Annotated in this window: 9 protein-coding genes; 4 read left to right on the top strand and 5 right to left on the bottom strand. The window is 68.0% G+C overall.

Going from position 1 to position 11,869, the window contains the following annotated elements:
• Nucleotides 1–272 precede the first annotated feature (272 nt).
• Nucleotides 273–2,366: a tetratricopeptide repeat protein gene (locus tag ACLJPX_RS32840; RefSeq protein WP_410604316.1), complete on the bottom strand. Its 2,094-nt coding sequence runs from the start codon at nt 2,364–2,366 to the stop codon at nt 273–275.
• A gap of 808 nt (nt 2,367–3,174) precedes the next feature.
• Between ACLJPX_RS32840 and ACLJPX_RS32835 the strand changes: the two genes are divergently transcribed.
• Nucleotides 3,175–4,329 (top strand): thioester domain-containing protein, encoded by a 1,155-nt coding sequence (locus ACLJPX_RS32835; RefSeq protein WP_410604315.1) that lies wholly within the window; start codon nt 3,175–3,177, stop codon nt 4,327–4,329.
• A gap of 126 nt (nt 4,330–4,455) precedes the next feature.
• Here the strand turns inward: ACLJPX_RS32835 and ACLJPX_RS32830 are convergent, their stop codons facing one another.
• On the bottom strand, nt 4,456–5,199 hold the full coding sequence (locus ACLJPX_RS32830; protein ID WP_410604314.1) for a helix-turn-helix domain-containing protein: 744 nt from the start codon (nt 5,197–5,199) through the stop codon (nt 4,456–4,458).
• Nucleotides 5,200–5,253: 54 nt separating this feature from the next.
• Here ACLJPX_RS32830 and ACLJPX_RS32825 point away from each other — a divergent pair, with 54 nt between their 5' ends.
• The 3 genes from ACLJPX_RS32825 to ACLJPX_RS32815 all read left to right on the top strand — a co-directional run bounded on the left by ACLJPX_RS32825 (nt 5,254) and on the right by ACLJPX_RS32815 (nt 8,573).
• Nucleotides 5,254–6,432: an MFS transporter gene (locus ACLJPX_RS32825; protein ID WP_410604313.1), complete on the top strand. Its 1,179-nt coding sequence runs from the start codon at nt 5,254–5,256 to the stop codon at nt 6,430–6,432.
• A 95-nt stretch (nt 6,433–6,527) separates the two neighbouring features.
• Complete coding sequence (locus ACLJPX_RS32820) at nt 6,528–7,838, top strand: lipase family protein (protein WP_410604312.1); 1,311 nt, start codon at nt 6,528–6,530, stop codon at nt 7,836–7,838.
• 90 nt (nt 7,839–7,928) lie between these two features.
• Nucleotides 7,929–8,573, top strand: a complete 645-nt coding sequence (locus tag ACLJPX_RS32815) for a TetR/AcrR family transcriptional regulator (protein ID WP_410604311.1) — start codon at nt 7,929–7,931, stop codon at nt 8,571–8,573.
• On the opposite strand, the gene ACLJPX_RS32810 is transcribed toward ACLJPX_RS32815, so the two are convergent.
• The 3 genes from ACLJPX_RS32810 to ACLJPX_RS32800 are packed head-to-tail and all read right to left on the bottom strand — an operon-like array spanning nt 8,574 to nt 11,811.
• Nucleotides 8,574–9,425 (bottom strand): SDR family NAD(P)-dependent oxidoreductase, encoded by an 852-nt coding sequence (locus ACLJPX_RS32810; RefSeq protein ID WP_410604310.1) that lies wholly within the window; start codon nt 9,423–9,425, stop codon nt 8,574–8,576.
• Nucleotides 9,422–10,321: an alpha/beta fold hydrolase gene (locus ACLJPX_RS32805; RefSeq protein ID WP_410604309.1), complete on the bottom strand. Its 900-nt coding sequence runs from the start codon at nt 10,319–10,321 to the stop codon at nt 9,422–9,424. Before ACLJPX_RS32805 ends, ACLJPX_RS32810 begins: the two co-directional genes overlap by 4 nt.
• Nucleotides 10,318–11,811: a flavin-containing monooxygenase gene (locus tag ACLJPX_RS32800; RefSeq protein ID WP_410604308.1), complete on the bottom strand. Its 1,494-nt coding sequence runs from the start codon at nt 11,809–11,811 to the stop codon at nt 10,318–10,320. Before ACLJPX_RS32800 ends, ACLJPX_RS32805 begins: the two co-directional genes overlap by 4 nt.
• Nucleotides 11,812–11,869 lie beyond the last annotated feature (58 nt).

Raw genomic sequence — 11,869 nt, 5'->3', positions numbered from 1 at the left:
TTCACGGCGGCGTCGACGCCCGGGAGACCTCGTTCCTCTTGTCCACTGCCGGCGACGGCGTCCCAGCTTCTCTCGCCGACGTGCTGGTCCATTCCCGACAGCTCCGGGTCCCGACCGCCCGCACCGCGATCGCGAACGCTTTCGGCAGGCTGCCCGGTCTCACGGTCGTCGCTGTCGCGTGTTCGCACGGGCGCTGCGTTCTCGGTGACCGCACGGGAGACATCGTCGTCATCCGATGCGAATCCGCCGAACTGGCGGGCGCGGGCGCCTGTCTATGGGTGCTCGCCCGCCGCAGACTCCGGCTGCTGCGGTCGATCACGTTCGTTCAACACGTCCAGCCGGGCCTGCGTCCACTCGACCCTCAGTCCGCCGACCGGACGGCACAACTCCAACGCCTTGATCAGATGACGGCGAGCGGTGTCGGGATCACCTTCGAGTTCGGCGACTTCCGCGAAGGCCAGCAGCACGTCGGCTCGGTAGACGGCCGAGCCTGACTTGTCGAGCACCGCGGCGGCGCGTTCGAGCTGTTGCTTCGCCGCGGTGAACTCCCCTACCTGGGCGTCGAGCCGCGCCAGCAGGACAGTGACCTTGGCCTCGTCCTTCACGTCGCCGATCTCCAGGAACATCTCCCGTGCGAGGCGCAGGTGCCGAGCGGCGTCAGCGCCCCGGCCCGCCTGCAGCAGCGCTTCGCCGATCCGGCGATGACGCTGGGCGACGCCGCGATCGATCCCGAGTTCTCCTTCGATCACCAGGCTTTCGTTGAAGAACTCGACCGCCCGGCCGAAGTCACCGCGTCCCTGGGCCGCCATGCCCAATTGGTCCAGTGCCACGGACTCGTTGTGACGGCTTCCGGCCCCTCTCGCCAGCTCAGCCGCCTTCAGGCATTCGCTTTCCGCGGCCTCGAACCGGCCCAAATCCAGGTAGGCGCGAGCCAGTTGACAACGCAGCCGCGCTTCGGCCACCGCTTCACCGCACCGGCGTGCCGCGGCGACGCCTGTCTCGTGCGTCCGGATCCACAGCTGATAGTGCTTGCGATGGAGGAACAGTTCCCAGAGTGCTTCGCACAGTTGCCAGGTCAGTTCGTCGTGCCGCAGCGCGAATGCCTCTTCCAGCACCGCGACGATGTCCGGCAACCGGTCGTCCAGCCAGCGCAGGGCTTCAGCCCCCGTGGCGAACAGCGGCGGTGAATCCTCATACCGGGCGCGGACCGTGCTCACCCGCCAGCGCAGCGGGATCACCACCAGGTTCGCCCGGGTCATCCGGTGCAGATACCAGTCCGCGATCCGGGGGACGACTTCGAACCGTTCGTCGTCGGGCAGCGCCCGTGCGTGCAGCCGCACCAGATCGTGGAAGCGGTAGCCGTCCTCGCCGATCTCCTCGAGGAGACTGGCGTCCGCCAGCACCTGGAGCCCGTCCGCGGCCTCGTAGTCGGAAACCCGGACCGCGGCGGCGGCCGCTCCCACTTCGACCGTCAGTCCCGGATGCTCGCTTACGAGCCGGTAGAGCCGGGCGGCGTGGGGTGGCAGCGCCGAGTACGACGAATCGAAGGTGGCCGTCAACGACGCCTCGCCCACCGGCGACAGCCTCGTCAACCGCACTCGTTCGTCCCGGAGCTCCGCCACCATCCTGGCCACCGGCCACTTCGGCCGTGACGCCAATCTCGCACCGGCCACCCGGAGCGCGATCGGCAGCCGCCCGCACAACACGGCCAAGGTCGTGACGTCTAGCAGCTCGTCGGCCACCCTTGACTCCCCCACCGATCGCATCAGCAGCTCGACCGCGTGTTCCTGCGGCAGGGGCGCCATGTCGACGAACCTCGCGCCCTCCGCGTGCAGGCCGTCCAGCCTCAATCTGCTGGTGACCACCACGACGCAACCCGACGAGGCCGGGATCAACGGCCTGACCTGGGCGGCCGAGATCGCGTTGTCCACCACCAGCAGCAGGCGCATCCCCGCCGTGGTGGTCCGGAACAGTGCCGCCTGCTCGGCCAGCTCGACCGGCACCCGCTCGGGAGGGACGCCGAGGGCACGCAGGAACGCTCCGAGCGCGTCCTCGGGCGGGACGGCCGTCTCCGGGGAAAACCCACGCAGATCCGCGTACAGCTGCCCCTCCGGGAAACGTCCGGAGTTCCGGACCGCCCAGGTCACGGCGAGCGCGGTCTTGCCCACTCCCCCGGGGCCGACCACCACGGTCACCGCGGGCAGCTGATCGACCGAGTCGTCCTCCTCGCCGGCGGCGGCCGAGTCTAGCGCCGCGAGTTCGGCGGTCCTGCTGGTGAAATGCGCGGGGATCGGGGGCAGCTGCCGGGGGATCGGGGCACCGGGGGACGGTCTCTCGACAGCCGCCGCACCGAGATCATCTCCCATGGCCGTACCCCGACCGGTGGCGATTCGGACCCGAATTGTATCGCCGCAATTCTTCACGACCGATAAAGCAATTCCGTTTCAAGCGCAATCGTGAATTGATCGCCGAAGATCGCATGCTCGTGATTCCCCCGCACGGGCCTATTTTGTTGTGCACACAGTACCCGGACGCGGACCCACCTCGTGCCGAACTCTCACGCCTCATCCGAGAACTTCCGACAAATCCTCGAACCTCCCTGTCTACCTCGCTACCGGGAGCTTTCCCCTGCACGACAGGAAGATCTACCCGAAAGAACCAAAAATTCCGGCATGCGGAAGCGTCGGATACACCTGAACGCGGGAGGATGGGCAGCGTCACCACGTACTGTGACATCCGACACCGTCCCCCATCTTCGCCTGCCGCACTCACGAATACGCGGAATCCACGGATGCGGCGAGCCGGATGTCAATCGATAAAGAACGCTACCGTGACCGATTTCGAATCCATCGCGGGACATGCCGGGGCGGAGAATCAATTTCGAGTGATCTTCGGGCCGAATGCCCGAACGGCACCCTGCCCGCCGACCTGGCGCTGCGAGGTGCCCGCCCCGGAAGGTCATCTACTCGCCCAAGATCATTCTCGTGGCGTTCACTCTTCTTTCGGGGCAATTCGGACATCAGCCATACCCCGGAGTAGCCACATGTGTGGCCTCTGTATGCTCCGCTCTCGCTCGATGGGATTACTGATCCCCCATGTGGGCGAGCCGTTGCGGTCGGGGCCTGTGGTCGCACGCGGCACTGGCATTCGTGGTCCGTATCGGATGGGAGACACATGCACGGCAGGTCAGTTCTGGTTCGCGGCGGGATCGCGGTCGCTACCGCGGCCGTCGCGCTGACGATGGCCGCTCCGGCCGCACTCGCCGAGGACGGCGCGGCGCGGGGCCGGGTCATCGACAAGGCCGGCGAGAGGGGCTACAGCGTCAACTTCGGGGACCCCAAGCACTACGTCCCGGAGCTGTTCGAGCTGAAGCTCTCCGACGGCAGCAAGCTCAAGATGTACTGCGTCCAGATCGAAGTCAACATGCGCACCGATCAGGACATGATCGAGCGCCCGTGGAACAAGTACCCGGATGCTTCGTCGCCGTTCAACAAGAACAACTCGAAGATCAACTGGGTGCTGCACCACGGCTACCCGTCGGTCGGCGTGAAGGCCATCGAGAGCACGCTCGGCAAGAAGTCGGTCAAGTTCAACGACGGTCTGTCCACCGGCGAGGCCGTCACCGCGACTCAGGCGGCCGTCTGGCACTTCAGCGACGGCAAGGACTTCGACCGCGACAAGCCGCTGATGGACGGGGACGCCAAGGCGTCGGCCGACGTGCTCGCCCTCTACGACTACCTCACCGGCAAGGACAACGTCGGCATCAGCGCGCAGCCGAAGCCGACCCTCGACATCGGCCCGGCCAAGGCCTCCGGTGCGACCGGCAGCAAGATCGGCCCGTTCAGCGTCGCCACGACCGGTGACATCACCGAGCTGACCAGCAAGCTGCCTGAGGGTGTCAAGGTCGTCGACGCCGACGGCAAGGAGATCAAGGCCGCCGCCATCAAGGACGGCACCAAGGTCTTCATCGACGTTCCCAAGGACGCCAAGGACGGCAACGGCTCGTTCTCGCTGAAGGTCAGCGGCCACCTCGACACCGGCCGCCTGTTCGTGGGCGAGAACTACGACAAGGTCCCCGCCCAGTCGCTGATCGTCGCGGACTCCGAGAAGACCTCGGTCACCGCGAACGCCACCGCGAGCTGGAAGCAGGGCGGCGCGCCCGAGACCCCGGCCCCCACCACCACCCCCGGTGGCGCCGAGTCGGGTGGCGGTGACGAACTGGCGAACACCGGTGCTTCCGCGACCCTGCCGCTGGTCATCGGCGGCTCGCTCCTCGGCGCGGGTGTGCTGATGGTGCTGCTGGTCCGTCGTCGCCGCAGCCAGGCGTAAGAAACGAACCCGAAGCGGGGCCGGTCCATTGTGGACCGGCCCCGCTTTTTCGTGACCGACGGCGTTCGGGTCTCGTGAGTGGTAAGGACGGTTAGAACCGTCCTTACCACTCACGAGGCGTTTCGGTCACCGGTCGTAGTGCGTACCCGGCGTGTGCCCGAAGGCGCGCCGGAAGACGTCGATGAACGCGCTGGTGGACGACCAGCCGCAGGCATGCGCCACCGCGGTCACCGGAGTGTTCTCGGCCAGAAAGACCAGCGCGTGACAGAGCCGCAGCTGCGTGCGCCACTGCGGGAAGGTCATGCCGAGGTCGGCCTTGAAGAGCCGGGCCAGGGTGCGATCGCTCGCGCCGACCCGGGCACCGAGGGCGGCCAGGGTCCGGTTGTCGGCCGGATCGGCGCTCAGGATCTCGCACAGGGCGCGCAGCCGCGGGTCTTGCGGCGTCGGCAGGTGCAGAGGCTGCTGCGGTGAGGCGCGGAGCCGATCGAGCAGGACCGCACGCAGCCGACGGCGTTCCGGGCTGTCGTCGTGCGGCGGATCGGTGTAGGCGCGAATCAGCTCGCGCACGAGCGGGCCGACGGCCAGCACGCTCGGTTCGTGCAGCCTCAACGGGTTCTCGGTGGCCGGCAGGCCGACCAGACGGAGTTCGAGGTCGCCGTGCGCCTGATGGGCGTGCACGGTCCCTGCTGGCACCCAGATGGCCCTGGTGGCCGGAGCGACCCACGAGCCCTTGTCGGTGGTGATGGCCAGGACACCACGGGCCGCGTAGACGACCTGGTGCTCGTCGTGGCGGTGCGCGTCGATGACCGCGCCGGAGGCCAGGGACCGGACCTGGGTCGGCGCCGCGGGAAGGTGGCGGATTTCCGTCATCGGTTGTCAATTTATCGGAAGCGCGACACCGCCGCTCAAGGCGAGCATGACGGGGTGTCAAAGAACAAAGCGATCATCCTGTTGTCGGCAGGGCACGCGTGCGTGGACGTGTACCAGGGTTCGGTGGCCGCGCTCGTGCCCTTCTTCGCCGCCGAACGCGCCTATGGATACGCGGCGGTGTCGGGCATCGTGCTCGCCGCGTCGCTGCTCTCGTCGGTCGCGCAGCCGTTGTTCGGCGCGTTGACCGATCGATGGGCGATGCCCTGGCTGCTCCCGTCGAGCACGATCCTCGGCGGGCTGGGCATCGGACTCGGCGGGCTCGTCGACTCCTACGCGCTGACGCTCGTTTTCGTCGCCGTGTCGGGGATCGGGGTGGCCGCCTACCACCCCGAGGCGGCTCGGGTCGCGAGGATCGCCGGAGGCGGCAGGCATACGGCGATGGGCTGGTTCTCCCTCGGCGGGAACATCGGATTCGCCGCCGCCCCGGTGCTCGTCACCGCGGTCATGGCCCTCGGCGGGCTCCGTATGTCGCCACTGCTCGTCCTGCCCGCCCTGGTCGGTTCCGTGCTCTGCCTCCCCGTACTGCGCGCACTCGCCAGGACCGCCCGCACCGGCGGCCCGGCGGCGGACGTCGTGGGGGTCGACGACTGGAGGTCGTTCACCAAACTGTCGCTGGCCGTCGTCCTCCGTTCGATCGTGTTCGTCGGGCTGAGCACGTTCGTCTCGCTCTACGCCCAGCAGCGCACCGGCGGCGGCACGACGACGGGCAGTGCCGCGCTGTTCCTGCTCTATCTCGGCGGGGCCGGAGGCACCCTGCTGGGCAGCAGACTGGCCGGACGATGGGACCGCGTCACCGTGGTGCGCCGCTCGTACCTGGGCACCATCGCCGCCGTCGCCGGGGTCGTGCTGGTGCCGGGTCCGGCGTTCTTCCCGTTCGTCCTGCTGGCCGCCGTGGGCCTGTACATCCCGTTCTCCCTGCAGATCACGCTCGCCCAGGACTATCTCCCCCACCGGGTCGGCACCGCCAGCGGTGTCACCCTCGGCCTGACCGTCAGCATCGGCGGTCTCGCGAGCCCGGTCCTCGGCACGATCGCCGACCACACCTCGTTGCGGACGGCGTTGATCCCGTTGATCGCGCTGCCGTTTTTGTGCTGGATCACAACCAGGACCCTGTCGGAGCCGTGCTCCGTCCAAATCGGAACGTCTCGCCGGGAGGCGATATCAAAGTCGTGACAATAAATGGTGTACGCCTCTGTACATCATCAGTTACCGGCTGGTAGGTTCCGAACATCCAAAACGTGATCCACTTCATGATTCAAAGGGGAGTCATGACCCGAAAGCCCGCTCGCCTGCTGGCCGTCGCGATCGCTCTCGTCGTCACTTTCGCCGCCGCGCCCGCCGCCTCCGCCGCCCCCGCGACCGATCCGTTCTACAGCTACAGCGGCAGCGAACCGCTGTCGTCGTTCAGCCCCGGAACCGTCTTGAAGACCCGGACGCTGAATTACCACGTGATCGGCATTTCCACGCCGCTCAAGGTCACCCAGTTGCTCTACCGGACCACCGACGCGCTGGGGAAACCGTCCGCCAACGTCACTTCGGTGGTGCGCAGCCTCACCGGTGACAACACCAAAGCCGTTTCGTACCAATCGTTCTACGACTCGCTCAACCCCGAGCACGGCCCGTCGAGGGCGATCGCCGGCGACGTCTCGTTCGGCGGACTGATCGCCAACGCGGAGGCGCTGTTCGTCGCACCCGCGCTGCTGCTGGGCTACAACGTCGTCATTCCCGACACCGAGGGCCAGAAGGCGAACTTCGCGGCCGGTCCGGAATACGGGACGAACACCCTGGATTCGGTCCGCGCCGCGACGCGGGCACCGGAAACGGGAATGAACGACAAGACCAAGTTCGGTCTCATCGGCTATTCGGGTGGTGCCATCGCGACCGGCTGGGCCGCCGCGCTCGCGCCGACTTACGCGCCCGAGGTCAACAAGAATCTGGTCGGATTCACCGAAGGCGGAGTGCTCGTCAAACCGTCGCACAATCTCAAGTACGTCAACGGAAGCATCGCCTGGACCGGCGTCATTCCGATGGCTCTCATCGGGGTCTCGCGATCCTTCGAGATCGATCTCAAGCCGTACGCGAATTCTTACGGCCTGAAGGTGCTCAAGGACCTGGAGAAGGCGTCGATCGCCGACGCGCTCGGCCGCTATCCCGGGCTGACGTGGGAGAAGTTCGTCAAGCCCGAGTACACCAACCCGAACAAGGTGCTGCCGTACGTCGAGGCCGTGAACAAGATCAACCTCGGCTCCGCGCCGACACCCACCGTGCCCGGTTACATCGCGCAGGGCAACAACGGCGTCGTGGAAGGCACTTTCGGCAACCCGCCGGGGATCGGGACCGGTGACGGGGTGATGGTCGCCGGTGACGTGCGCTCGCTCGCCCGGCAGTACTGCGACACCGGCAACAAGTCGATCAAGTACGACCAGTACAACACGCTGAGCCACGTCGGGGCGGCGGTCGCCTGGGCGCCGCAGGCCATCGGCTGGCTCAACGACCGGTTCGCGGGCAAGCCCGCGCCGTCCACCTGCGGAAAGATCGCACCCGGCAACTCGCTCGCACCGGAGGTGCCGGTCAGCTAGAACGACGCTCCGTCCGTGAAGGCCTTCTTCGCTGCTCTGACAGTAGGGAAGGAGGCCTTCACGGTTGTCTGGACCGGTACCGTGCTGCACGTGACCGAGCACCGCAAGCTGCCGAAGGGGCCGCACAACCTCAGCCGTGACGAGGTCGCCGGAACCCAGCGGGCCCGGCTGATCGACGCGGTACTCGAGAACACCGGAACGCGCGGCTACGTCGGCACCACCGTCGGCCACATCACCGCCACCGCGGGCGTGTCCCGTACCTCGTTCTACCAGCAGTTCGCCGACAAACAGGACGCGTTCCTCGCCGCCTATCGCGAGATCACCACCGAGTTCATCGCGCAGGGGGTCGCCGCGGGCGCCGAGGCCGCGACCCCGCTGGACGCCGTCGCCGCCTGCTGCGACTTCCTCGTCGACTACGTGCACCGGCGGCCCACCGCCGTCCGGGCCGCCCTGCTGGAGATCTACGCGCTCGGCGACGCGGGGCTCGAAGCGCGAGAGAACACCTTGCGCGCCGGGGAAGCCGTCTTCGACCGGACGGCGAAATGGCTGCGTGCCACCGATCCCGCGCTGCCGCCACCGCCGCCGTTCACCGCGCGGACGGTCGTCGCCGCCACGATCGAACTGATCACGCAGGCCATCTGGAACGGCACCGAAGACGCCTACGGCCAGGCACGCGAAGCCGTCCGCTACACCTGGCTACTGGGCTTGTTCGGGCACCGGAGCGTCGACGCCTGATCACTTGCGGGCGAAACGCCGCCGTTCGAAGTCGACGATCAGCTTCGGGTAGAGCCGCGGGAGCAGCCGGACGAGCCTGTCGACCAGTTTCGCGTCGTTTCCGACCAGCACGCGCGCTTTCCCGGCCTCGACCCCGTCGACGATGATGCGGGCGGCCTGATCGGCCGGCATCTTCAGCAGCTTTTCGTTGTACAGCCGGACGCGTTCGAGCTGCTCGGCGGTGGGCTCGATACCGCGCGCCTGAGCTTCCTTCAACGCCGACGAGGCGATGCCGGTCTTGACCCCGCCCGGGTGAACGACCGTCACGCGCACCGGATGCCTGCCCGCGATCATCTCGGTGCGCAGGGCTTCGGTGAAGCCGCGGACACCGAACTTGCTGGCGCAGTAGGCACTGAGGGTCGGCTGGGCCATGAACCCGTTGAGGCTGGAGACGTTGACGACCTGGCCGTCGCCGGAGTCGATCAGGTGCGGCAGGAAGGCCTTGGTGCCGTTGATGACGCCGAAGAGGTTGACCGCCAGCGTGCGGTCGTAGAGCTCCCACTCGGCGTCGAGGACGGTCTGCCCGCCACCGGCGACGCCGGCGTTGTTGTAGATCTGGTGCACCACACCGAACTGCCCGGCGACCGTGGTCGCGTACTCCTGGACGGCCGCCCGGTCGCTGACGTCCAGCGTGGCGCCCTGCACTTCCGCGCCGAGGGCCTTGACCTCGGCGACCGTCTCGGCCAGCCCCGTTTCGTCCACATCGGACACGGCGAGCCGGGCGCCGCGTCGCGCGAGTTCCAGCGCGAGCTGACGGCCGATGCCGGAACCGGCACCGGTGACGACGGCGACCTTGCCGCGAACGCTGCTCATCGGGATTCTCCTGCCGGGTCGAGGGCCAGTTCGGCGGTGAGTTCGACGAGCCTGTCCACGAGGTCGGGGGCGATGTGGTGGCCCATGCCGGGGATTTCGACGTAGCGGGCGCCCTTCACGGCTTTCGAGGTCGCCCGTCCGCCGCTGTGGTGGACCATGCGGTCGGCGTTCCCGTGGACCACGACCGTCGGACAGGTGACGCGGCCGAGTTCGGCCGTCCGGTCGCCGCTGGCCTGGATCGCGCCGATCTGGCGGGCGATGCCGCTGCGGGCCCGCCTGCCTCCCGCCCGTTCCCACAGGCCGGTGGCCCAGGCCGTCTCGATGTCCTTGTCCAGCGGGAACTCGGCCGAGCCGAGGTGACCCATCATCGCCAGGTGGCCGACCACCGATTCCTCGACCGTCCGCGCCGGACGCCTCGCCATGCGCAGCAACGTCGACCGCGCCGGCTGCCCGACCCGGCGATGTCCGGTGGTGGAGAAGATCGACGTCAGCGACAGGACCCGGCCGGGATTCCTGGCGGCGACGGTCTGGGCGATCATGCCGCCCATCGACATACCGACCAGATGCGCTTGTCCGACGCCGAGGTGGTCCAGCAGGCCGACGGTGTCCGCCGCCATGTCCCCCAGGTCGTACGCGTCCGGCAGGGGCCGCGCCAGTAGTTGCCGCAGCTTGCCGGGATTCGGCGCCTTGATGCGATCGGAGCAGCCCGCGTCGCGGTTGTCGAACCGGATGACGCGGAAGCCGCGGCCGGTGAACCCCTCGATCATCGGCCGCGGCCACGACGTGAGGTCCAGGCCGAGCCCGGCGATCAGCACCAGCGGGACACCGTCGGCGGGCCCGTCCTCGCGATAGCAGATCCGCGGGCCGCCGGGCAGGTCGGCGAAGCTGTCGGTCACGAGCCCACCGCTTCCCGGACCTTCGCGTGGGAGAAGTGCAGCTCGGGATCGGTGATGTCGTCCGCGCGCAGCAGCTTGATGTCCGAGTGGTAGCTCATCGAGGTCAGCCACGGCATGCGGTCGCCCTGGCGCGGCAGCTGGCCGAGCGCACGCTGCACGTACCCGGCGGCGAAGTCCAGGAACGGCTTCGTGGGCATGTCCGGGTCGGCGAGGACGGGACGGCAGACGTCGTAGTCGTGGGTGTCCATATGCGCCAGCAGGCGGCAGAAATGCTCGCACAGCAGGCCGATCTTGAGCGTCCACGACGAGTTCGTGTAGCCGATCGCGAACGCGGCGTTCGGCACGTCCGAAAGCATCATTCCCTTGTACGCGACGGTTTCCGGCAGGATCACCGGCTTGCCGTCGACGCTGAGGGTGGCCCCGCCGAACACCTGGAGGTTCAGGCCGGTGGCGGTGATGACGACGTCCGCCTCCAGCTCACGCCCGGATTCGAGCAGGACTCCCTTTTCGGTGAAGGTCGCGATCTTGTCGGTGACGACGTCGGCCTTGCCCGTGCGGATGGCGGCGAACAGGTCGCCACCGGGCACCGCGCACAGCCGCTGGTCCCACGGGTCGTACGGCGGGTTGAAGTGCTCGTCGACCGGATAGCCCTTGGGAAGCTGCTTCTTGTTGACGTAGCGGATGAGCGAGCGGGCGAATTTGGGGAACTTCTGGCAGAACTGCCAGACCGCGAGGCCCTTGCGGATGTTCTTGCGGCGGGTGAGCGCGTACGCCCGCTCGTCACCGAGGATCTTGCGCAGGCCGTTGGCGAGCTTGTCCTCGCGCGGCACCGGCATCACGTAGGTGGGGGTGCGCTGCAACATCGTCACGTGCGCCGCCGTCGGCGCCATCGCCGGGATCAGGGTGACCGCGGTGGCGCCGCTGCCGATCACTAGGACGCGCTTGCCCGCGTAGTCGAGATCCTCCGGCCAGTGCTGCGGGTGCACGATCGTGCCGGTGAAGCGGTCCCGTCCTTCGAAGTGCGGGGTGAAGCCCTCGTCGTAGCGGTAGTAGCCGCCCGCGTTGAACATCCAGCCCGCGCTCAGCCGGGTGCGCTCACCGGTGTCGGTCCGCTCGATCTCGAGCAGCCACCGCGCCTCGTCACTCGACCAGGCGGCCGAGAGCAGCTTGTGGTGGTAGCGGATGCTGGGCTCGAGCCCGTTCTCGCTGACCGTCTCCCGCAGGTACGACAGGATGCGGGGCGCGTCGGCGATGGACTGCTTGTCCCGCCACGGCTTGAACTCGTAGCCGAAGGTGTGGAGGTCGGAGTCCGACCGGATGCCCGGGTAGCGGAACAGGTCCCAGGTGCCGCCGGACGCGCCGCGGGCCTCCAGGATGGCGAACTTCTTGCCCGGATGCTCGGTCTTGAGGTAGCGCGCGGCCCCGATCCCGGAAATCCCGGCACCGATGATGACCACGTCGAGGTGCTCGACGGGTGTGCTCGTCGTCATGCGGTACTCCAGCCTCGTCTCGGTTCCCCTCACCATGCGGGTCGGCCGGGGAATTGCG

Source organism: Amycolatopsis sp. lyj-90 (assembly GCF_046549035.1).
Taxonomy (GTDB): Bacteria; Actinomycetota; Actinomycetes; order Mycobacteriales; family Pseudonocardiaceae; genus Amycolatopsis.
The sequence above is the reverse complement of the archived record's forward strand: the minus strand, read 5'-3'. Positions and strand labels throughout refer to the sequence as shown.